At 59.6% G+C, this 21,375-nt stretch carries 16 protein-coding genes and 1 pseudogene; 8 read left to right on the forward strand and 9 right to left on the reverse strand.

Annotation, left to right across the window (positions count from 1 at the left end; translation table 11 throughout):
• Window positions 1–19: 19 nt before the first annotated feature.
• Entirely contained in the window at window positions 20–1,144 is a 1,125-nt protein-coding gene (locus tag NCS02_RS24945; protein ID WP_008347784.1) for a VIT1/CCC1 transporter family protein, read from the reverse strand.
• A gap of 770 nt (window positions 1,145–1,914) precedes the next feature.
• On the opposite strand from NCS02_RS24945, the gene NCS02_RS24950 reads away from it, so the two are divergent.
• From NCS02_RS24950 to NCS02_RS24960, 3 genes are read left to right on the forward strand one after another with little or no spacing between them, the layout of a single operon-like run.
• The gene (locus NCS02_RS24950; RefSeq protein ID WP_008347788.1) at window positions 1,915–2,370 is read left to right on the forward strand and encodes a (2Fe-2S)-binding protein; all 456 of its coding nucleotides are present in this window, start codon (window positions 1,915–1,917) and stop codon (window positions 2,368–2,370) included.
• A gap of 1 nt (window position 2,371) precedes the next feature.
• Complete coding sequence (locus NCS02_RS24955) at window positions 2,372–4,606, forward strand: xanthine dehydrogenase family protein molybdopterin-binding subunit (RefSeq protein WP_250523321.1); 2,235 nt, start codon at window positions 2,372–2,374, stop codon at window positions 4,604–4,606.
• A gap of 10 nt (window positions 4,607–4,616) precedes the next feature.
• A complete protein-coding gene (locus NCS02_RS24960; protein ID WP_008347792.1) occupies window positions 4,617–5,876 on the forward strand; it encodes a c-type cytochrome in 1,260 nt (419 codons plus the stop codon).
• A 9-nt stretch (window positions 5,877–5,885) separates the two neighbouring features.
• Here the strand turns inward: NCS02_RS24960 and NCS02_RS24965 are convergent, their stop codons facing one another.
• Entirely contained in the window at window positions 5,886–6,155 is a 270-nt protein-coding gene (locus NCS02_RS24965; protein ID WP_008347794.1) for a DUF1488 family protein, read from the reverse strand.
• 460 nt (window positions 6,156–6,615) lie between these two features.
• Between NCS02_RS24965 and NCS02_RS24970 the strand changes: the two genes are divergently transcribed.
• Complete coding sequence (locus NCS02_RS24970) at window positions 6,616–7,056, forward strand: DUF3331 domain-containing protein (RefSeq protein ID WP_250503592.1); 441 nt, start codon at window positions 6,616–6,618, stop codon at window positions 7,054–7,056.
• A 296-nt stretch (window positions 7,057–7,352) separates the two neighbouring features.
• Window positions 7,353–7,754, forward strand: coding sequence for an H-NS histone family protein (locus tag NCS02_RS24975; protein ID WP_250440886.1), 402 nt, complete (start codon window positions 7,353–7,355; stop codon window positions 7,752–7,754).
• A gap of 14 nt (window positions 7,755–7,768) precedes the next feature.
• Here the strand turns inward: NCS02_RS24975 and NCS02_RS24980 are convergent, their stop codons facing one another.
• The 6 genes and pseudogenes from NCS02_RS24980 to NCS02_RS25005 all read right to left on the reverse strand — a co-directional run bounded on the left by NCS02_RS24980 (window position 7,769) and on the right by NCS02_RS25005 (window position 13,719).
• On the reverse strand, window positions 7,769–9,241 hold the full coding sequence (locus tag NCS02_RS24980) for an amidase (protein ID WP_250503661.1): 1,473 nt from the start codon (window positions 9,239–9,241) through the stop codon (window positions 7,769–7,771).
• A gap of 26 nt (window positions 9,242–9,267) precedes the next feature.
• Window positions 9,268–10,203 (reverse strand): LLM class oxidoreductase, encoded by a 936-nt coding sequence (locus NCS02_RS24985; protein ID WP_250503593.1) that lies wholly within the window; start codon window positions 10,201–10,203, stop codon window positions 9,268–9,270.
• Window positions 10,204–10,331: 128 nt separating this feature from the next.
• Complete coding sequence (mctP, locus tag NCS02_RS24990) at window positions 10,332–11,813, reverse strand: monocarboxylate uptake permease MctP (protein ID WP_175980636.1); 1,482 nt, start codon at window positions 11,811–11,813, stop codon at window positions 10,332–10,334.
• Window positions 11,810–12,010, reverse strand: a complete 201-nt coding sequence (locus tag NCS02_RS24995; RefSeq protein ID WP_309780095.1) for a DUF3311 domain-containing protein — start codon at window positions 12,008–12,010, stop codon at window positions 11,810–11,812. Before NCS02_RS24995 ends, mctP begins: the two co-directional genes overlap by 4 nt.
• Window positions 12,011–12,279: 269 nt before the next feature.
• A pseudogene (gene mnmC2 / locus NCS02_RS25000) lies at window positions 12,280–13,008 on the reverse strand (tRNA (5-methylaminomethyl-2-thiouridine)(34)-methyltransferase MnmC2); the annotation flags it as partial.
• 3 nt (window positions 13,009–13,011) lie between these two features.
• Window positions 13,012–13,719, reverse strand: a complete 708-nt coding sequence (locus NCS02_RS25005; protein ID WP_250457206.1) for a YceH family protein — start codon at window positions 13,717–13,719, stop codon at window positions 13,012–13,014.
• A gap of 433 nt (window positions 13,720–14,152) precedes the next feature.
• Between NCS02_RS25005 and NCS02_RS25010 the strand changes: the two genes are divergently transcribed.
• Together NCS02_RS25010 and NCS02_RS25015 are read left to right on the forward strand one after the other, a co-directional pair.
• A complete protein-coding gene (locus NCS02_RS25010) occupies window positions 14,153–15,625 on the forward strand; it encodes a circularly permuted type 2 ATP-grasp protein (RefSeq protein ID WP_250440888.1) in 1,473 nt (490 codons plus the stop codon).
• 60 nt (window positions 15,626–15,685) lie between these two features.
• A complete protein-coding gene (locus NCS02_RS25015) occupies window positions 15,686–16,681 on the forward strand; it encodes an alpha-E domain-containing protein (protein WP_250436408.1) in 996 nt (331 codons plus the stop codon).
• Window positions 16,682–16,691: 10 nt separating this feature from the next.
• Here NCS02_RS25015 and NCS02_RS25020 read toward each other — a convergent pair whose 3' ends face one another.
• Window positions 16,692–17,762, reverse strand: coding sequence for a zinc-binding metallopeptidase family protein (locus NCS02_RS25020; protein WP_250503594.1), 1,071 nt, complete (start codon window positions 17,760–17,762; stop codon window positions 16,692–16,694).
• A 165-nt stretch (window positions 17,763–17,927) separates the two neighbouring features.
• Here NCS02_RS25020 and NCS02_RS25025 point away from each other — a divergent pair, with 165 nt between their 5' ends.
• The gene (locus NCS02_RS25025) at window positions 17,928–21,362 is read left to right on the forward strand and encodes a transglutaminase family protein (RefSeq protein WP_250523322.1); all 3,435 of its coding nucleotides are present in this window, start codon (window positions 17,928–17,930) and stop codon (window positions 21,360–21,362) included.
• Window positions 21,363–21,375: the final 13 nt, after the last annotated feature.

A 21,375-nucleotide genomic window follows, 5' to 3' on the forward strand; every position in this document is an offset into this window, starting at 1 on the left:
GCATTGCATGGCGCATCGTTCACGAAAGCGACACGCCCAGCAACTTGCCGATTCCATATGTGCAAGCGGCCGCGATCATTCCGATCAACGCTTGTCGCACAGCGGAAAACAGCGCGCCGCGTCCATTGAACAGCGACGTGAACACGCCGATGCCCGCAAGCCCGAGTCCGCTCAAAACGATGCATTGCACGATGCCTTCCGTACCGCTTGCCCAAAGAAAGGCGATGGCCGGAATGATCGCGCCCACGGCGAACAACGTGAACGATGCGAGCGCGGCCGTCCAGGGATTGCCGCCCAACTCGCGCGGATCGAGGCCGAGTTCTTCGCGCGTCAGCGTGTCGAGCGCCTTGTCCTTGTCGCGCATGATTTGCGCGGCGACGCGTTTCGCTTCGGCTGCATCGATGCCCTTTGCCTGATAGATGAGCGCGAGCTCATGCCGCTCCGCGTCGGGCATATGATCGAGCTCGTCCTTCTCCCGCGCGATTTGCGTGCGCGCGAGTTCGCGCGCATTCGTGACAGAGAGCCATTCGCCGAGCGCCATCGATGCCGCGCCCGCGATGAGTCCCGCGAACGCCGTGAGCAGGACCGTTTTGCTATCGCTGCCTGCACCCGCGACGCCCATGATGAGGCAAAAGTTCGACACGAGGCCATCGTTCGCGCCGAGCACTGCGGCACGTAAATCGTTGCCCGATGCGACGCCGCGATGCCACGACTCGGCCGCTGCGATCGCACCGCCTTTACTCAGCCCTTTGCTGCGACTCGCGACTTCCTGCACGATATCCGCGTGATGCCGCTCTTCCGCCGACATCTGCGCGGCATCGGGTTGGCCGGCATATTTATCGCGATCGGCCATTTCGTTTGCGGCGACCGAGCGCAACACGAAGTCCGGTCCGAACGCGCGTGCGAGCGTACGCATGATCCGCGTTTTTGCGCTGATGCGATGCGTTCGAACGGACACGCCATTCGCGCGCAATTTCGCGGCCCATATGTCCGCATGACGGCGCTCCGCTTCGGCCAGCTCGGCATAGACGCGCCGCTTGTCGTCCTGCTTTTCCGCTCGTGCGAGCGTGTCGTAGAGCGCGGCGCTGTCGAGTTCGTCCGCGAGATTGGAGGTAAAGCGCTTGAGTTCTGTCTGGGACGCCATGACGTCACCTTTATCGTTCGTCTCGTTGATTCAAGAGTAAAGACGAACGACATGTCGCGTTGCTAATAGCCCTACGATGCGCGCTGAGTGAGAATTGAATCGCGTCTCATCGTCGTCATTGTTTAGATGGGGCTTGATTAAATCTCGAATGGAGCGACGTGCGAATCTTTCTCGCGACTGCGCGAAGCGGTACGTTCGGCGCGGCAGCGAGGAGCGTGTTTCGCCTAAAGCGAAGATCGTTTTCGGCAGCAACAATCGCGATGCGCAGGCAACGATGTGCGCATCGAGTGCCGGCTATGCGGTATTGCCGTGTCCGTTAGGCGATGCCGATGCGCGCCTCAAGCGCTTCGATGTTGGTGTAGCGCCAGCCGGAAGAGACGTATGGTTGGTTATCACCGCGATCTCAGGCGAGTCGCGCGCTTGCGAGCTTTATTGAACGAAACGATGCCGACGCTAGGCGAAGGTATTAATCGGTATCAATCGATTAGCGATGCAACTAACTGTCCTTTGCGCTTATCCACTTCGAATCCGAGCCCAGGCCAGCGCAAAAGAATCAAATAAGCGAGCAGTCGGAGTTTTAGGCAATCAAAGAACTACTTCAAGGCCGCGCACCAAATCGATGCGTATTAGCGACGCTATCCGCAAGCGCTACGCGATCCAAGCTCGATTTTTAAAGCGGCGCTACAATCCCGATGCCTAAAACCGACTGGCGCCCCACACAGTCGGCTATTTGCGATATCCGCTGAAACCACTCAAAAGCCGGAGCGCTCATGACCACGCTTTCCATTAACGGCCAGAACCATTCGGTCGATGCGCCACCCGACATGCCGCTTCTCTGGGTATTGCGCGACATCGTAGGACTCACAGGAACCAAATTCGGCTGCGGCATTGCGCAATGCGGTGCGTGTACCGTTCATCTCGATGGCGTCGCGGTTCGTTCATGCGTTTTACCGATTGCCGCCGTTGGCGATCGCAAGGTGACGACGATCGAAGGCATCGGCGAAACACCCGCCGGCAAGAAAGTGCAAGCGGCCTGGCGTTCGCTCGATGTCGTGCAATGCGGGTACTGTCAGTCTGGACAAGTCATGTCCGCCGCGGCATTGCTCGCGACAGTCTCCGATCCCAACGACTCCGATATCGATGCCGCGATGGCGGGCAACATCTGCCGCTGCGGCACTTATCACCGCATTCGCGCCGCCATCAAGCAGGCCGCAAAGGAGGCGTGACATGTCGCAAGGATTGATCGAGGCGGGGCGTCATGCGGCTCGCGCGGGATTGGCGCGCCGCACGTTTCTGAAGTTCGGCGTGACCGCCGGCGTCGCTGCAAGCGGCGGATTGCTGATCGGCTTCAGCTTGCCGGCCGCGAGCCAGGATCAGGGCAAAGGCAAGTCGGTTATCGGAGGCGATGGCGTCGAGTCCGCGCAAGAAGGCGTATTCGCACCGAATGCGTTCGTGCAGATCGACAAGAGCGGCAAGGTCGTGCTCATCATGCCGAAGGTCGAAATGGGACAAGGCGTCTATACCGCGTTGCCCATGTTGATAGCCGAGGAGCTCGAAGTGCCGCTCGATAGCGTCACGATCGATCATGCGCCGCCGAACGAAAAACTTTTCACGGACCCGCTGTTGGGCGGTCAATTGACAGGCGGTTCGACGTCCGTGCGCTATGCGTGGGAGCCGTTACGCAAAGCGGGCGCGGCCGCACGCATGATGCTCGTCGCGGCGGCGGCGCAGGAATGGAAATGCGATCCATCGTCTTGCCAGGCGCAAGGCGGCAAGGTTATGCATGCATCGGGAGAACGTAGCGCGAGTTATGGCGAGCTCGCCGAAGCGGCCGCGAAATTGCCCGTTCCGCAAGACATCAAATTAAAGGATCCGAATAACTTCAAGATCGTCGGCACGCCGGCGAAAAGGCTCGATTCGCCAGAGAAGGTCGATGGCACTGCAATGTTCGGTCTCGATGTGCGCTTACCCGACATGGTGTATGCAGCGATCGTGAATTGCCCCGTGTTCGGCGGAACGCTCGCATCCGTCGACGACAGCAATGCGAAGAAGATTCCCGGCGTGCGTCAGATCGTAAAGTTCGACAATGGCGTCGCGGTGATCGGCGATCATACGTGGGCCGCCAAACGCGGCGCGGCTGCCTTGCAGATTCAATGGAACGAAGGCGCGAGCGCCAACGTATCGACGAAGCAGATCGTCGACGACATGGCCAATGCATCGCAGCGCACGGGCGCGGTGGCGCGTAAGGAAGGGAATGCCGACAATGCGTTTTCCAATGCGAAGACGCGCGTCGATGCGGTGTACGTTCAGCCGTTTCTCGCGCATGCGACGATGGAGCCGATCAACTGCACGGTGCACGTGCGCCCGGACGGTTGCGATATTTGGCTTGGCACGCAAGTGCCCACGCGTATCCGCGATGCCGGAATGAAAGCGACTGGATTGCCTGCGGAAAAGATTCATGTGCATAACCATTTGCTCGGCGGCGGCTTCGGCAGGCGGCTCGAATTCGACATGGCCACGCAGGCGCTCAAGATCGGCAAGGCGCTCGGCGTTCCGGTCAAAGTAACGTGGTCGCGCGAGGAAGACATTCAGCACGACATGTATCGGCCGTGCTATTACGACAAGTTATCTGCGGGACTCGATGCCAACGGCAAGCCGGTTGCATGGACGCATCGCATCGTCGGGTCGTCTGTGCTCGCGCGTTTTGCGCCGCCGGCAGTAAAGGATGGGGTCGATCCCGATGCCGTCGAAGTGGCATCCGATCTTCCGTACGACTTGCCCAATCAGCTCGTCGACTATGTGCGGCTCGAACCGCATGACGTGCCCACCGCATTCTGGCGCGGCGTGGGACCGACGCGTGGCACGTTCGTCGTGGAAAGCTTTATCGACGAATTGGCCGTGCAGGCGAAAGTCGACCCCGTCAAGTATCGGCGAGATCTGCTTGGCAAGTCGCCGCGCGCACGCAACGTGCTCGATGTCGCGACGCAGGCGGCGGGCTGGGGACAGCAATCCGTGCCGCAGGGACAAGGGCGCGGCGTTTCGGTGATGCACGCATTCGGCAGTTTCTTCGCCATCGTCGCGGATGTCGCTGTCGACAAAGACGGCGAGGTGAAGGTGAATCGCATCGTGTGCGCCGTCGATTGCGGCATGGTCGTCAATCCCAATACGGTTGAAGCGCAAGTGCAGGGCGGCATCATATTCGGCATTACCGCCGCGCTCTATAGCGAAATCACGATCAAGGACGGACGCGTCGAACAAAGCAATTTCACCGACTATCGAATGCTGCGCATTCACGAAACGCCGCCGGTGGAGGTGCATATCGTCAAAAGCACGGAAGCTCCTGGCGGCATCGGCGAACCAGGCACAGCGGCGCTTGCGCCGGCTATCACGAATGCGATCCATGCCGCAACGGGCAAGCGATTGAGGCGCTTGCCCGTAGGCGATCAATTGCGTAGCGCCTGAGGAGCCCGTCATGAAGAACGCATTCAAGCCTCTCTTTGCGATGCTGTTTGCATTGGCGTCCTCGGCTCATGCAGCCGACGATGCACTCGTCACGCGTGGCGCCTATCTCGCGCGAGCAGGCGATTGCGTCGCTTGTCACTCGACTCAAAAGGGCAAGCCGCTCGCAGGCGGTTTGCCGATGATGACGCCGTTGGGCGCGATCTATACGACCAATATCACGCCCGATCCGGACACGGGAATCGGCCGCTACACGGAAGAGGACTTCGCGCGCGCCTTGCGCGAAGGCGTTGCGAAGGATGGGCATAACCTTTATCCGGCGATGCCTTACCCTTCTTATGCAAAGATAAACGACGAGGACATGCATGCGCTTTACGCGTATTTCATGCATGGCGTCACACCCGTCAAGCAGGCCAATCGTGAGCCGGACATGAAATGGCCGCTCAATATGCGCTGGCCGCTTAAGCTATGGAACGCGGTCTTTCTGGAAAAGGGCGTTTATCAGAACAAATCCGGAAAGGATGTCGCGTGGAATCGTGGCGCTTATCTCATTCAGGGACTCGGACATTGCGGCTCATGCCACACGCCGCGGGGCATCGCATTTCAGGAAAAAGGACTCGACGAAAGCAATAGCGCCTATTTGACGGGCGGCTTGCTCGATAACTGGTTCGCTTCCAACCTGACGGGCGAGCACAATACCGGCCTCGGGCGCTGGTCGGAGCAGGACATTGCCAGCTTTCTCAAGACGGGCGCGAACGCGCACGCGTCTGCATTCGGCTCGATGACGAGCGTCGTCAACAACAGCACGCAGATGTTGAGTGACGACGATCTTGCCGCGATGGCGCGCTATTTGAAGTCGTTGCCCGCGTCGGGGGGCAATGGTGGACCGCGCTATTCATATGATCCCAAAGCGACGAAAGTGTCCTTGTCGCGTCCGGCCGCATCGGATTCGGGAGCGCGGGTCTATACCGCCTATTGCTTGCATTGTCATGGTGCGGACGGCCGTGGCTTCGCACCCATGCTTGCGCCGCTCGCGGGCAATCCAAACGTTCTGGAAAAGGATGCATCGTCGCTGATCAACGTGACGCTGAACGGCACCGGCGATCTGGTTATCGGCGGCGTGCCCGCGCCTTACCCGATGCCGCGCTATGCACCCGTGCTGAACGATCAGCAGATCGCGGACGTACTTACTTTCATCCGGGGCGCGTGGAACAACGGCACGCCGGCTGTGCAGGCATCGGACGTGACGAAGATGCGCAAGGCGACGCAGTGACTGTATGGGTCAGGAAGAAAAATCGATGACATCCAGGTGAATCGAACTGGATGGATGCGCGAGGAATTTGCGATGCACACGTGCACTGATGCGCTCATAACCATCGCTCAGGGCTTTTAGCAAGCGCTCGTCGCTTGCTCCTGTCGGTGCCCAAAAGCACTGTTCCAACGCCTTGCGCGTGATGTTGCATTGAATGGCCTGCTCGCGAGAGAACGCGACGAAGCTGACGGAGGCGCGGTCCGCCGAAATAGTGGCATGGATCAGGAGCTTGCTCGTCATGGTTCGGCAGGAGAGATACGTTTCGCTGAATTTTATTGTGTCAGAATTTGGTGAACTCGCGAATCCTCGAATGAGCGCGAAACGTGCGCAAACGGCCAGAAGCAGGCGTTTTTCGCTTCAAGGCGGTTCCAACGCGGGGGACAAACTTCATATGAATGAATCGAACGTTCGTATTCGGCGTTCACCGACGTTAAAGATTTGCGGAGTAGTCTGAGGTGCAACCTGCGGGATTCGACGCCGCGCGAGATCCCATACCGGCAAGACTGGCGCGGTTGTCCATGAATGTCCATGAAAAATGAAAAGAAAAGCATGCTCAGGTGTACTACTCTAGGAACGATCATCCGAAGCGGCGCGGCACACCGCATCAGCAAGCGGGGCGTGCGGCGCATTCCCGGAACTTCACCGGCAACGTCTACGCGGCTTCTGTTGCGGCGGGCGTTGTCGCCAGCAGGAGCGGAACATGAAGCATCCATCGTTGATGGATCCCTGGAGCCGTACCCTGGCAATGCTCGACAGCCTTCCGAACCGCCCTTCGGAAGCGAACGAGAAGCTCTCACTGATGACACGACCGCTCGTACGGAATGTCCAAGGCAAGACCGCATGCATCGGATCCACCGACGGGCATTGCGTCAATATTCGCGTGCTGGAGCGCTTGAGCGAATCGACGCTCTCGCTATCCTGGCACGATCCCACGTCGTTCAATTACTCGGAGCAGGTCTGGGCCCTTTGCACTGCCCGCAAGCGCGGAACGTGTGCCTTGAGCGGTCAGGCGATCAGGCGCGGACAGCCTGTTTATAGGCCGAGGCGTGTCGGCAGTTCGGTCCCGCTCAATAGCGGCGCAATGATTCTGGCGCTTGCGCTCACTCCGGATGAACAGGAAGCGAGCCTCGTTTCCGAGTGATCGGCTTTCGTCCGCGAGACGCGTGCGCGAAGCAAGCGTCTGTGGCCATGCGCGAACTGCCTTGATGATTCAAAGGGATGCGATATCGCGTATCGTCTGATGAGCGGACGATGACCAAGCTCGTTCAAGTTCAGGTGTATCTGCGAGCGCGCTAACGACATCTGCGTTTTTCTTGCAAGAGCGCTTGGCTTGGGCGTTATCCATATAAGATCTGCAAAGGATGGCAATCGTGCGTCGCGCGGACGCATTACATTGCTCATTCCATTCGCCGCTTGCAGAAATCTATGGGAGGAGTTATGGCCACATTGGCACAGTTGGAAAGCCAGATTCAGAAATTGCAGCGTCGCGCGGATGTATTGCGGGAAAGAAAGTCGATCGAGGTCATCGCCAAAATTCGGGCAATGATGGACGAGTTCGGCTTGACCATTGCCGATCTCGCCAAGGCCGGTTCAGGCACGCGAAAAACACGCGGCCGTCCTGCGGGTTCTGGTCAATCGGCCGTTTCCAGAAAAGGAGCGACCAAGTCCAAGTTGCCGCCGAAATATCGCGACCCGGAATCGGGCGCCACCTGGAGCGGACATGCTCGTCCGCCCGCTTGGATCAAGGATGCACCTGACCGCAGCGTGTATCTGATCAATGGTGCTGCCAGCAAGAACGGCGCGCGCAAAAGAAAGAGTGCACGGAACGCCGCTGCCTAAAGGTAAGGGAAGGCTTAGGCGAGCAAAGGACTGCGCACGCGGGAAAAACCGCTTGCCCGATCATAAGCAAGCCCGATCTGCAATACGCCAAGATCGCCTTGCGTCGGTCCAATGATTTGCAATCCGGCCGGCAAGCCGCCGGCACCCAATCCGGCTGGCGCGCTTAGCGCGGGCAGCGATGCCATCGTCGCCGGAACGACGGTCTCCATCCAGCGATGATAGGTATTCATCTCGCGGCCGTCGATAACATGCGGCCAGTCCAAGTCCGCATCAAACGGAAAGACCTGCGCCGAAGGCAACACGAGATAGTCGAAACGATCGAATAGCGCATTGATTGCCTGATACCAGGCCGTCCGATCGCGAATTGCACGGGACGCATCTTCTCCCGATAACTTCAGACCTCGTTCAATCTCCCATACCGCTTCCGGTTTGAGCAACTTTCTCTTGGCGGCGTCGCGATAAAGCGGCGCATTGGTGCCGGAGAAGGTAAGGCTGCGCAAATCGATCCAGGCTTTCCATAGACAGTCGAGATCAAAGTCGATATCGGCAGCCTCCACGATGCAGCCCGCCGTTTCGAAGTGACGCAGCGCCGATAAATACGTCTCCATCAACCCCGCTTCCATCGGCAGATGTCCGTTCAGGTCGCCGAGCCAGCCAATACGCGTGCCGCGCACATCGCGCTCGAGCGCGTTCGCGAAGTCGGCGGGCTTGTCGTTTCTGCGTGAAAGAGGCGCGCGGACGTCGAAGCCGGCCTGTACCGACAACAATAGTCCCAGATCGGGAATGGTTCGCGCGATCGGCCCGGCGACGCTGAATTGCTGGAAGAAGACGTCGTCGCTTGGCGCATACGGCACGCATCCTGGCGTCGTGCGAAAGCCGAAGACGTTATTGAATGCAGCGGGCGTGCGCAGTGAGCCCATCATGTCGGTGCCGTCCGCGAAGGGCAGCATGTGCACCGCGACGGAAACCGCCGCGCCGCCGCTGCTTCCGCCCCCCGAACGCGATTGGTCGAAGGCGTTGCGCGTGGTCCCGTACACCGGGTTATAGGTATGTCCGCCCAAGCCGAATTCCGGCGAATTAGTGCGGCCAATGAATATTGCGCCCGCGTTGCGCATGCGCTCGAAGATGACGGCGTCCATCTTCGAAAGTTCGCCTGCATAGAGAGGAGAGCCTTTCGTCGTGACCATTCCCGCGACGGGAAGGATATCTTTGGGCGCTTGTGGAAAGCCATGCAGAGGTCCAAGGCTCTCTCCGCGGGATAGCTGTGCATCGCGCTCGGCGGCGAGAGAGCGTAGTGCATCGCGATCTTGCATCGCAACGATCGCATTCACGACAGGATTGAAGCGATCGATTTGCGCTAGATAGGCGTTCATCACTTCGACGCACGAGACGTCGCGCGCATGAATTGCTCGAGTCAGCGCGATAGCTTCGAGCGAAACAATATCCTTATCGGGCGTTGAGACGGACTTTGCGTCGAGTGCGGTCATGGCTATGTCGTGAATGGCAGACGGATTCAGCAATGAAACTCGGGAAGAACATGTGCGGCGACTTCTTCGATGATATCGCGCGCGGCTCGTCGTTCCGATGTGATGTTGAGCGTCACATGATGCGTTCCGTTCTCGCGCATCTCGCGCAAGAGCGCAACGAGCGCGCGACGTCCCGTGCGATAGCCGAGCGATATGTCGACAGCGGGTTCGTTCGCATCTTCGCTGAGATCGAGCCGCATTGCGACGCCGAATGCACGAAAAGCGCCGGACGCCGCGCGATCGACCGCAGCACGCCACATGCTATATCGCCCGCGCTGAGCTTGCGGCTCGCGATGATAAGTCATCCAGCCAAGCGAATGACGCGCAATCCAGTCGACGCTCTGACCGCCCGAACCGACGGCGAGCATTGGAATGGAAGTGTTATGGCGAGGCAAAAGATAGAAGTCGGGCGCGCCTCCAGGTGCATGATCGGGGATCACGCGAGAGGGCACGGTGACGGCAGCGGCGAGCGTTTCCCAATGTTGCCTGTACAGATCGCGCCGTGTATCCGGATCGCGGCCGAACGCGGCGTATTCCGGTGGACGATCGCCTGAACCGACGCCCAGTATGAAGCGTTGCCGAGACAGGGCGTCGACGGAGATTGCGCCTTTGGCGACATGAAGGGGATGTCTGAGCGTCAACACGATTGCGCCGCTGATGAGCGCAATGCGTTCCGTGTTCGATGCCAGCGCGCCGAGCAGCACCCAAGGGTCGAGATGTCCGACCGGATCGGGATACTCGATACTATTGAGCGGCACGTCGCGGACCCAGAGCGCACGAAAGCCGAGCCGGTCGGCCAGCCGCGCCAGCGATAGCTGTTCGCTGTAGTCGACGACGCTATCGTTATCGCGCGTGATCGGCAGCGTGATGCCGATAGAGAGCTTGTCTTGCGCGAAAACCGAGTTCGCGATCGAAGACGACATTGGAGTGTTTTCGCTAGCGTTCATGACACGCGTTGCGTCGAGGAAAGGGTCCGACGCTGATGGTATCACTGCCTTGATAAACGATGCCCGGCGCGATAAGGCACCAGGCATCGTTAAAGCGCGAGTTTTTAAGCAGCGGGCACTAGGCTGCGCCGAGTGACGAGCGATACGAGATACGTGACGATGACATTCACGACGAGTGCAATCAGGCCGATATAGACCGGCCACGAAGCATCACCGAGATGGACGACATAAACCGGCTTGAGGCCTTGCGAGATCGCGAGACCGGTGCCCAGCACGATACCGAACAGCCAACCCAGAGATAGGCCGGGCGTGGTCAATCGGCGCGTATAGAGCGTGAACACGATGGCCGGGAATATCTGCAGAATCCATACGCCGCCGAGCAACTGCAGGTCGATCGCATACTGTGTCGGCAGGAACACGATGAATAGCAACGCGCCGAATTTCACGACGAGCGATACGAGCTTCGCCGTCGATGCTTCAGCCGTGGATGACATGTCAGGCGATACGAGTGGACGCCACAAGTTACGGGTGAACAGATTCGCTGCGCCGATCGACATGATCGCCGCCGGCACGAGTGCGCTGATCGCGATAGCCGCAGCCGCGAAGCCCACGAACCACGAGGGAAACAGCGTGCCGAACAACGCCGGCACGACATCCGATGCCGACTTCACATGCACGCCCGCCGCGATCGCCATATAGCCCAGCAGCGCGATCAAGCCCAGAAGCAGCGTATAGGCTGGGAGGAAGATGGCGTTCTTGCGCACCGTCATCGCGGATGAAGACGAGAGCACCGCCGTCATCGTATGTGGATACATGAATGCGGCGAGCGCGGAGCCGAGCGCGAGCGATGCATAAGCCGTGAATTGTCCCGGCTTGAGAATGATGCCCGTCGGGCCACCTTTCGCCTTGAAGTATTGATCGGCCGAATCGAATACATGCGCGTAACCGCCCAGCTTCAAAGGAATCAGCCATACCGCCGCGATCACGACGATATAGATCATGATGTCCTTCACGAAGGCGATCATCGCGGGGGCGCGCAGCCCGCTCGTATAGGTATAAAGCGCAAGAATCACGAATGCGATGATGAGCGGCAGTTCGCCCGTCACGCCGAGGCCCTTGATGACAACTTGCATGCCGACGAGCTGAAGCGCGATATAGGGCATCGTTGCGACGATGCCCGTGATCGCCACCGCAGCAGGAAACCATTTGCCGCCGTATTCGCCCTGCACGTAATCTGCGCCCGTGATGTGATTTTTCGCATGGGCGATCTTCCACAGCTTGGGCATCACCGCAAACACGAACGGATAGACGATGATCGTATAGGGCAGTGCAAAGAAGCCATACGCGCCGACCGAATACACAAGTGCTGGGACGGCAATCACGGTATAGGCCGTATAGAAATCGCCGCCGACGAGAAACCATGAAATCAATACGCCGAACTGGCGGCCGCCGAGGCCCCATTCGTGAAGCTGTGTGAGATCGCCTCGCTTCCAGCGCGCGGCGAAGAAGCCGACGACGGTCACGAGCACGAAGAACGCGATGAAGATGGTCATCGCGACCGGATCGACTGGCGTGAGATCGTTCATTTCAGGCCCCTGTGCACGATGTAAAGCAGGAGCGAAGTGAGCGGCACCCACAAGAACTGATACCAATAGAAAAACGGAAAGCCCGCGAAGGAAGGCCGTGTGTCGTTATAGAACGGCAGCCAAAGCAGTGCGACGTAGGGTATCAAAAGCGCAACCCAAAGCCATGGGCCACGGGGCGCATCGTTATCGGATTCCAAAGCTATTCTCCTCGTGAATCGGCGCTGATAAGAACTTGCCGGCGCGCGGCCTCCGCGAATGTTCTGCCGATGGGAGTGAGCGCCGCGCCGCGAACGGCTGCGCATTATCCAACTAATTCGCTTTTATTGCCGGACGCCTAAGAGATGGAAAGGGCTTGTGCCAATCGATGCTTACGCAAGGCTTTCCGCGTCTGCCGAATTCGACGAATCGCCGATAGCTTTGGTCATTTCATGCCTTCAAAAAGCGCGATCTATGCTTACGAAGTTATGACGCGCGGAGAACTCGCTCGCATGCCGGCGAGCATCGCGCGCTTGCCGCCGAAGCCTGCAAGCTTGCGATATTCGAATCCGCTTTCGATGAGTGCGCGTTTGACAATGCCCGCGCTGGTGAACGTGGCGAAGGTTGCGTCGTCTTTTGCCATGCGCGCCAGCGAAGCGAATACGGCGGGCGTCCACATGTCCGGATTCTTGGCTGGCGCAAAGCCGTCGAGATAGATGGCGTCCGCTGCAACGCCATGATCGGCCAGGCGTGGCAAGAAGTCGGCGGCGTCGCCATAGCCAAGCGTCAACCTGACCGCGCCGGCAACGAACGTTCGCCGATGCACGCCGCCTTCGAGCAGAGGCCATGCGCGAATGAGCGCGTCGGCCAGTGGCGCGATAGCGGCATCGTCGATGATCGCCGCGTGCGCCGCGCGTAGATCGTCTGCGCGGAATGGATGCTTTTCTATCGATACGTATTCGAGCGTCGGCGGCCGATGTGCATCGTCGAGCCACGCGGCCCACGTCGCAAGGAAATTGATGCCCATGCCGAAGCCGGTCTCGAGCACCGTGAAGCCATGCTTGCCGCGCCAGCGCGCGGGCAAGTCATTGCCATCGAGAAAGACATGGCGCGCCTGAGCCAGCGCGCCCGCCGCGCTGTGATAGATGTCGTCGTGACGCGGCGAATACGGGGTTCCGTCACGGAACACGAGCGATGCCGGAATCAGCGGCGCTTCCATCGTTCAGGCATCGGGCGACGATTGATCGAGCGTGATGCCCAGTTCGCTTGCCATTTGCTGAACCATTGCGCGCAATTGCGTGACTTCATGAGCAAGGCGCTTTTGCTCGGACTTCAACGCTTCGAATTCGGAAAGGGAATAAGATTCGCCGCCTTGAGTTTCGCGCGAAGGCATATCGCTCAAGCTTACTTCGCCGCAAAGCAGATGCATCCAGCGGCTTTCGCGCTCGCCCGGTGTGCGCGGCAGCTTCACAACACGCGGCGGATCATTCGCGGCGAGTTCATCCAGAAAGCTCTCGACCGATGATATATCCGCGAACGAATGCAGCCGCGCACTGTTCGCGCGCAACTCCGCCGCGGTTTGCGGGCCCCGCAGGAATAGCGTGGCAAGTAGCGCGACTGACTGACTCGGCACGCCGAGCACGCGGTTCACGTTATGTTCGAAGCGCGGCACACGGCTGCTGCTGCCTTCGATGACGAGACTCAGGCGTTTAAGGCCATCGATCGTCGTCAGCACTTCGTCCTCGCTTACGCTCATCACCGGGGCGCGTGCGGTCTTCTGATTGCATCCCGCGGTTAGGGAATTCAACGAAAGAGGATAGGTGTCAGGCACGGTATGCTGTTTCTCGACGAGCACGCCGAGCACGCGGGCTTCAAGCGGCGTGAGTTCGCGCAGTGCGGGACGGGGTGTTGCTTCAGAGGGCGTGTTCATAAGCGTGATTGACGTGCAGTAAGACGCTTATCATACCGGCGCCGTAGGAAGCCTCTGTCATTCGCGCACCTCGATGCAGCATGAAGTTCATCCAACGCACGTGCATTGTCCGGCAGCGATGCGCTGTTTTGGTGCAAAAGATCGCGACGACGGCGTATTCGAAGCGTGCTTTATATAAGGAGGCGAACCGCTTTAATCATTGGCATCGAAGTTGCTTTTTCTGCATCGGCACTGGGCTGCCCGCGCAATCGATGCTTCACACAGCAATGGTGTGACGGATAAGTGAGCATCGCGCTTCGAGGTCGCCTATCGACGTACCATGCGGTCGGGTACGTCGCGTCTTTCGGGCTCTTCAAGCGTTTGCGAGTGCAACCAGGAATACGAGCGAAGGGGAATCGACGCCCCGGCATGCACTTCATTTGGAAGACCGGCTATGACGCAAGCATTCTTCAACGAGATGTTCGAGCGCAGCGATCTGGAGGCGCGCGGGTTGCCGGCGGTGGCATTTCGCGGCGTGGGTGATCCACGCTCGCATTACCGCGATTTCATGGCCTGGCTTTCCGCTCAAAGCGAGCAGCAGATCGATCTCAAACGCGCCGAAGCGGATCTCAACTTCAGGCGTGTCGGCATAACCTTCGCGGTCTACGGAACGAGCGATCTGCCCGGCATCATTCCGGAGCGCACGATTCCATTCGATGTCATTCCGCGCATCTTCCCCGCCGATGAATGGCGCGCGTTGGAGCGCGGCCTGCGGCAGCGCGTGAACGCGCTCAACCGCTTCATCCATGATATCTATCATCAGCAGGACATCATTCGCGCGGGCATCATTCCCGAGGCGCAGATACTCGGCAACGCTCAATATCGTCCCGAGATGCGTGGCGTCGATGTTGCGCGCGATATTTACGCGCACATCGCGGGCATCGATATCGTGCGAGCCGGGCAGGGTGAGTTTTATGTGCTCGAAGATAACTTGCGCGTGCCATCGGGCGTTTCGTACATGCTCGAGAACCGCAAGATGATGATGCGGCTATTTCCCGATCTATTCGCGCGCAATCGCGTGGCGCCGGTGGCGCACTATCCGGACTTGCTGCTCGATACCTTGCGCGCGGCCGCGCCCGCGGCAGTCGAAAATCCGACCATCGTCGTGATGACACCGGGGATGTATAACTCGGCTTATTTCGAGCACGCGTTTCTGGCGCAGCAGATGGGTGTCGAACTCGTCGAAGGGCAGGATCTCTTTGTCGAGAACGATTATCTGTATATGCGTACGACACAAGGGCCGCAGCGCGTCGACGTGATCTATCGCCGCATCGACGATGACTTTCTCGACCCGCTCGTGTTCCGGCCGGATTCCGCGCTCGGCGTGCCGGGTCTGATCGGTGCATACCGCGCGGGTAACGTCTCGTTATGCAACGCGGTGGGGACGGGCATCGCGGACGATAAATCGATCTATCCGTATGTGCCGGACATGGTGCGCTTTTATCTCGGCGAAGAGCCGATTCTCAACAATGTGCCGACGTGGATGTGCCGCAAGCCGGATGATCTGAAGTATGTGCTCGACCATCTTCCCGAACTCGTCGTAAAGGAGACGCATGGCGCGGGCGGTTACGGCATGCTGGTCGGCCCGGCTTCGACCGCGGCGCAGATTGCCGAGTTTCGTGCTGTGCTCGAAGCGCATCCGGAGAAGTACATCGCGCAGCCGACGCTCGCACTTTCCACCTGTCCGACATATGTGGAGACAGGAATCGCGCCGCGTCACATCGATCTGCGTCCGTTCGTGCTATCGGGCACTGAAGTGCGAATGGTGCCGGGAGGCCTGACGCGGGTTGCATTGCGGGAAGGTTCGCTCGTCGTGAATTCATCGCAAGGCGGAGGCACAAAAGATACGTGGGTACTCGAGCGCTGAGGTCAGTCATAAATAAAGCGCTGCGTCACCAAAGACAACGACAAACAACCGGGATCACCCATGCTGAGCCGTACCGCGGATCATCTCTTCTGGATGGCGCGCTATACCGAACGCGCCGAAAACACCGCCCGGATGCTCGATGCGAACTATCAGCTCTCGCTTTTGCCGCAGTCCGATGAGTATGCGGAACTGGGATGGCGCGCGATGTTGTCGATATCGGAATTGAGCGGAATTTATTCAGCCGCGCATCACGGCATGAAAAGCCGCGACGTGATCGACTTCATGGCGCGCGATCTGTCGAATCCTTCGTCCATCGTCAGTTGTTTGCGTGCTGCACGCGAAAATGCGCGGGCCGTGCGCAGTTCGACCAACAGCGAGTTATGGGAATCGCTCAACACGACGTGGCTCGACTGTCAGCGCATGCTTGCCGACGGCATTCTCGAGCGCGAACCCTATACGTTCTTCGAATGGGTGAAGTTCCGCTCGCATCTTTCGCGCGGCGTGCAGCTCGGCACGCTCGTAAAGGACGATGCGTTCTATTTCATGCGTCTCGGCACTTTCATCGAACGGGCGGACAATACAGCGCGCATTCTCGACGTCAAGTTTGAAATGATGGAACAGCGCGCGGATACTTCCGCACAGCCGTTCGATTATCACCATTGGGTGGCGGTGCTCGGTTCGGTATCGGGTTTCGAGGTGTATCGCCGCGTTTATCGCGATGTCATTACGCCCGAACGCGTGGCGGGGCTGCTGATTCTTTATGGCGACTGGCCGCGTTCCCTTGCAGCGAGCATCGCAGAAGTGGAGCAGTTGATCGGCCACGTGACGAAAGGGCGGGATACGGAAGCGGCGAGGCTCGCCGCGCAATTGAGTTCGGAACTGAAGAACGGGCGCATCGTCGACATCCTGAAAGGCGGATTGCACGCTTATCTCGTGGATTTCCTCGCGCGCGTGAACGATCTCGCAGGCCGTGTGAGCCGCGACTTTCTGTTGCCGATCGCGCCGGAACCGCCGATGCAATCGCAAACGCAGTCGCAGTCGCAAAGCAAAGGCTGAGCGCGTGCGTTCAGCGCTTGGCCGCCCCCGCGACGACACGATGCACGAAGCGGAGCTTGTCGATGACAGGCGGCGCGAGCGTGAACGGATAGCCGTCGGGCATGCCGAGGCTGCGATTCAGGCTATTCAGGACATAAGTGAGTGGAAACCAGCGTTTCATGAGGTTATCAAACGTGGTTTCGTCGACGGGCGTCTGATCGGTAAGCGTCGGCTCGTGCGGACTATCGGGCACGAGCACGAGGCCGCACGATACGGCGGTATCGAGCGTGTCGACGATATGCAGATAATGCGCCCAGGTCTCCGCCCAGTCTTCCCACGGATGCATCGTGGCGTAGGCACTGATGAAGTTGTCTTCCCATTGAGCGGGCGGACCTTCCTGGTAATGGCGGTCGAGTGCGGCGGCGTAGTCGGCTTGTTCGTCGCCGAATGCAGTGCGAAACGGTGCGATGCGAGCGGTGTCCGCGATCAGGCGATCAAAGAAGTAGTGCCCGGATTCATGACGGAAATGACCGAGCAAGGTGCGATACGGCTCGTGAAGCGCAGAGCGCGTTTTCTCGCGATGAGCATCGTCAGCTTCAGCGATGTTGAGCGTGATGATGCCGTTGTTATGGCCCGTCATTACGCCATGGCCTTGCGCATCGGCTTCGAGAAACTGGAATTCGAGGCCGCGCTCGGGATCTTCCTGACGCGACTTCACGGGCAGGCCCAACTCGGAAAACGTGTACAGCAGGCGGCGCTTCGCGGCTTCGATGCGATACCAGTAGACGCGGTTTTCCGGATTCGAGAGGTTGGGAATGGTGCTCGTCAATTGGCACGAGCAGCACAGCGGGTCGGTCGGATCGACGTCGGGCGCAGGAACGACCCAGTTGCAGACATTTTCGACCACGTAGTTATGGCACGGCCGATAGAGGAGATCTTTGGCGAGCGGATGCAGGCTGCGCCAGCGACCGTCCCCGTTTTCTTCGAAGGCGCTGATCTGACTGATCTCGGGCACATAGCCGAGCCGCGCGCCGCAGTTTTCGCAATGCGTGTTCTCGAAGAACACGAGCTGGTTGCAGCGATTGCAGTGAAAGGTCTTCATCGTGTGGTCGGCGGAAGTGTTATTGCGCGAGGTTCGGTGTGCGCGCTATCGGCGAAGCAGTCGCAAACATCGTGCCGTAGTCAGAACGTTTTTTCCATGACAAGCAGAAAAACGCGTTGCAGCGCGGCTTGTGTGCGCGGCGTCAATTGAGCAAAGGAGTCCGGTGTGTCCATTCGTGTCGCGTTGAACCATGTCACGCACTATCGCTATGACCGGCTCGTCGGTCTTTCGCCGCAAGTCGTGCGCTTGCGGCCTGCGCCCCATTGCCGGACGCCGATCGTGTCGTATTCGATGCGTGTCGAGCCAGAGGATCATTTCATCAACTGGCAGCAGGACGCGTTCGCGAACTATCAGGCGCGACTGGTTTTCCCCGAGAAAACGCGCGAATTCAAGGTAACGGTCGATCTCGTTGCGGAAATGGCCGTCTATAACCCGTTCGACTTTTTTCTCGAACCGGCCGCCGAAAAGTTTCCATTCAGCTATGCGCCAGAATTGCTGCATGATCTCGCGCCTTACATGGTCAAGCGTGAGCCGACTCCGCGCTTTGCCGCATTTGTCGAAAGTATCGATCGCTCCCCGCGCGCGACGATCGATTTTCTCGTCGAATTGAATCAAAGGCTATCCCACGAGATTCGCTATCTGATCCGCATGGAGCCGGGCGTGCAGACGCCCGAGGAAACGCTTGAAAGCGCGGCGGGTTCGTGCCGGGATTCGGGCTGGCTACTCGTGGAAACGCTGCGTCATCTCGGGCTGGCGGCGCGCTTCGTGTCGGGCTATCTGTTGCAGCTCGCACCGGATACCAAATCGCTCGATGGCCCGAGCGGCACCGAAGTGGACTTCACCGACCTGCACGCGTGGTGCGAAGTGTTCCTGCCTGGAGCGGGCTGGATAGGCTTCGATCCTACTTCCGGCCTGCTCGCCGGCGAAGGACATATTCCGGTCGCGTGCACGCCGGAGCCGGACAGTGCGGCACCGGTCTCTGGCGCGATTGACAAATGCGAAGTCGAATTCGTTCATGCGATGTCGATCGAGCGCGTGCTCGAAACGCCGCGCGTGACGAAGCCTTATAGCGAGGAAGACTGGAACGCGGTGCTGCGTATGGGCGAGCAGGTGGATGCGCGATTGAATGCATCCGATGTGCGTCTCACCATGGGTGGCGAGCCGACTTATGTTTCGGTTCGCGATCGCGATGAACCGGAATGGAACACCGATGCGCTGGGCCCGACGAAGCGCGCCTACGCCGTTTCGCTGATGGACAAGCTGCGCGCGCAGTACGGCGCAAGCGGCTTCCTGCACATCGGACAGGGCAAGTGGTATCCGGGCGAGCAATTGCCGCGCTGGGCGCTGTCGCTTTTCTGGCGCGCGGATGGCGAACCGTGCTGGCACGATCCGTCGCTTTTTGCGGACGAGCGGCAGCCCGCGTCTTACACATCGGATGACGCCGCGCGCTTCATTCGTCATCTCTCTGGCAAGTTGTCTTTGGATTCAAAATACATTCAACCCGCCTACGAGGATACGTGGTACTACCTGTGGCGCGAACGCCGCTTGCCGGTGAACGTCGATCCTTTCGACTCGCGTCTGGACGACGAACTCGAGCGCGCCCGGCTGCGGCGCGTGTTCGATGCAGGACTTCCGTCGATTACGGGCTACGCGCTGCCGATTTCGCGCGAAGACGCCCCCACGATGCAGCCGGGCCGCTGGACCAGCGGTCCGTGGTTCTTCCGCGACGAACGCATGTACCTGATTCCGGGCGATTCGCCGATGGGCTACCGCTTGCCGCTCGACTCGCTGCCGTGGGTTTCGGAAGGCGATTATCCGTGGCAGCACGCGCACGATCCGTTCGCGCCGTCGACGCCATTGCGCACCGCGACTGAATTACGCATGCAATATGCGGATTTGGATAATGAATCGCGCATGCAAAATGCCGATGCGGTGGGAACGCGGCATGCAATGGCAACGGGTCCGTCGCGGGAGCGCGTCCCGCAACGCGGCGAGTCGGCTGGCTGGATCGCGCGGACCGCTGTGTGCGTGGAAGCGCGTGACCCCGCGCGCGCGGCCGGTCCGAAAGCGGAAGCCGACGCCCTCGAAAAGCTCGGCAACGGCAACAAGCTGATGCATGTCTTCATGCCGCCGCTCACCGAACTCGACGACTATCTCGATCTGCTTGCGGCCATCGAAGCCACGGCTTCCGATCTGAAGATTCCGGTCATTGTCGAAGGCTATCCGCCGCCGCGCGATGCGCGTCTCAAGATGCTCCAGGTGACGCCGGATCCGGGCGTGATCGAGGTGAACATTCATCCGGCTGCGAACTGGAACGATCTTGTCGAACACACGGAGTTCTTGCACAACGCGGCGCACGAGTCGTATTTAAGCCCCGAGAAATTCATGCTCGATGGCCGGCACACCGGCACCGGCGGCGGCAATCACTTCGTGCTTGGCGGTGCGACACCCGCCGACAGTCCATTCCTTCGTCGCCCCGATCTGCTTGCGAGCCTGATCGCGTACTGGCATAACCATCCATCGCTGTCGATGCTGTTTTCAGGGCTTTTTATCGGTCCGACGAGTCAGGCGCCGCGCGTCGATGAAGCACGCAACGATCAGGTCTATGAACTCGAGATCGCGTTCGCCGAACTGCAAAGACAACTCGACATGCTCGGCGGACGCGGCAATGCCACTGTGCCGCCGTGGCTTATCGACCGCATTTTGCGCAACATCCTGATCGACGTAACCGGCAACACGCACCGCGCGGAGTTTTGCATCGACAAGCTGTATTCGCCCGACGGACCCACTGGCCGGCTCGGCCTGCTCGAACTGCGCGGCTTCGAAATGCCGCCGCACGCGCGCATGAGTCTCGTGCAGCAACTGTTGTTGCGCGCGCTCGTTGCACGATTTTGGAACGCGCCCTATACCGCGCGACTCACGCGCTGGGGCACCGAACTGCATGACCGGTTCATGCTCGGCACTTTCGTGCAAATGGATTTCGACGACGTGCTCAGCGAGTTGCGCGAAGCGGGCTTCGCATTCGAGCGAAGCTGGTTCGCGCCGCATTTCGAGTTCCGCTTCCCACTCGTCGGCGCATACGATACGAACGGCATCGCGCTCACGATCCGCAATGCACTCGAACCGTGGCACGTCATGGGCGAAGAGGGCGCGATCGGCGGCACGGTGCGTTTCGTCGATTCATCCGTCGAACGTCTCGAAGTGCGCGTGCTCGGCCTGAATGGCAATCGGCATGTCGTAACTGTCAATGGCGAGACGCTGCCGCTGCAACCTACAGGGCGCGTAAGCGAATACGTGGCCGGCGTGCGCTTTCGCGCGTGGTCGCAAGCCGCATCCCTGCATCCGACCATCGACGTACATGCGCCGCTTACCTTCGATATCGTCGATACATGGACCGGACGCGCGATCGGCGGATGTCAGTACCACGTCGCGCATCCGGGCGGACGCAACTATCAAACCTTCCCGGTCAACGCCTATGAAGCCGAAAGCCGCAGGCGCGCACGCTTCTTCGCGACAGGACACACGCCCGGTGCGATGCGTGTCGAAGCCCGCGAACGCAGCCTCGAATTCCCGTTCACGCTCGACCTGCGCTATCGTTAAAGTGCATTCATCA

Source organism: Caballeronia sp. NCF2, from assembly GCF_023631205.1.
Classification (GTDB): domain Bacteria; phylum Pseudomonadota; class Gammaproteobacteria; order Burkholderiales; family Burkholderiaceae; genus Caballeronia; species Caballeronia zhejiangensis.

What these genes read in the sequence shown, in the direction of transcription:
- NCS02_RS24970 (WP_250503592.1), top strand. Translation starts at nt 6,616, where the DNA reads ATGAAGCATCCATCGTTGATGGATCCCTGGAGCCGTACCCTGGCAATG.
- NCS02_RS25010 (WP_250440888.1), top strand. Translation starts at nt 14,153, where the DNA reads ATGACGCAAGCATTCTTCAACGAGATGTTCGAGCGCAGCGATCTGGAG.
- NCS02_RS24975 (WP_250440886.1), top strand. Translation starts at nt 7,353, where the DNA reads ATGGCCACATTGGCACAGTTGGAAAGCCAGATTCAGAAATTGCAGCGT.
- mctP (WP_175980636.1), bottom strand. Translation starts at nt 11,813, where the DNA reads ATGAACGATCTCACGCCAGTCGATCCGGTCGCGATGACCATCTTCATC.
- NCS02_RS24985 (WP_250503593.1), bottom strand. Translation starts at nt 10,203, where the DNA reads ATGTCGTCTTCGATCGCGAACTCGGTTTTCGCGCAAGACAAGCTCTCT.
- NCS02_RS24980 (WP_250503661.1), bottom strand. Translation starts at nt 9,241, where the DNA reads ATGACCGCACTCGACGCAAAGTCCGTCTCAACGCCCGATAAGGATATT.
- NCS02_RS24950 (WP_008347788.1), top strand. Translation starts at nt 1,915, where the DNA reads ATGACCACGCTTTCCATTAACGGCCAGAACCATTCGGTCGATGCGCCA.
- NCS02_RS24960 (WP_008347792.1), top strand. Translation starts at nt 4,617, where the DNA reads ATGAAGAACGCATTCAAGCCTCTCTTTGCGATGCTGTTTGCATTGGCG.
- NCS02_RS25015 (WP_250436408.1), top strand. Translation starts at nt 15,686, where the DNA reads ATGCTGAGCCGTACCGCGGATCATCTCTTCTGGATGGCGCGCTATACC.
- NCS02_RS25005 (WP_250457206.1), bottom strand. Translation starts at nt 13,719, where the DNA reads ATGAACACGCCCTCTGAAGCAACACCCCGTCCCGCACTGCGCGAACTC.
- NCS02_RS25020 (WP_250503594.1), bottom strand. Translation starts at nt 17,762, where the DNA reads ATGAAGACCTTTCACTGCAATCGCTGCAACCAGCTCGTGTTCTTCGAG.
- NCS02_RS24945 (WP_008347784.1), bottom strand. Translation starts at nt 1,144, where the DNA reads ATGGCGTCCCAGACAGAACTCAAGCGCTTTACCTCCAATCTCGCGGAC.
- NCS02_RS24955 (WP_250523321.1), top strand. Translation starts at nt 2,372, where the DNA reads ATGTCGCAAGGATTGATCGAGGCGGGGCGTCATGCGGCTCGCGCGGGA.
- NCS02_RS24965 (WP_008347794.1), bottom strand. Translation starts at nt 6,155, where the DNA reads ATGACGAGCAAGCTCCTGATCCATGCCACTATTTCGGCGGACCGCGCC.